Origin of the sequence: Bradyrhizobium sp. CCBAU 45394 (genome assembly GCF_028128655.1) — a bacterium.
Taxonomy (GTDB): domain Bacteria; phylum Pseudomonadota; class Alphaproteobacteria; order Rhizobiales; family Xanthobacteraceae; genus Bradyrhizobium; species Bradyrhizobium diazoefficiens.
Genome location: NZ_LBIX01000022.1, coordinates 1 through 246 on the forward strand (window position 1 = coordinate 1; position 246 = coordinate 246).

1 protein-coding gene is annotated in these 246 nt (G+C 63.0%); it reads right to left on the reverse strand.

All coding sequences use genetic code 11. The features are described 5' to 3' along the window. Window positions 1-161 (reverse strand): transposase family protein (locus tag WN73_RS11480; protein ID WP_333937960.1); only part of this gene is annotated, 161 nt, incomplete at its 3' end. Between the last annotated feature and the right edge of the window lie 85 nt (window positions 162-246).

A 246-nucleotide genomic window follows, 5' to 3' on the forward strand; every position in this document is an offset into this window, starting at 1 on the left:
GCGCATCGAAAGCGTCGCGCCTGAAGCCGGATTTCGACCACTCGACCTTGCCACGGCAGATCGGCTAAGCGTCGCACGTAATGGCTGTGGACGCGACCCGTCTGGCCGCCGCAACAGGGACAGAGCGAGACCGCTGACTTCGGCCGAGCCACGAGCACCACCCTATCCGTCTGGGGAAGGATCTGGACAATCGAAAGTTCGGGGGAAACCAGCGAGCGGAAGGCATGGAGCAAGGCGAATCACGGA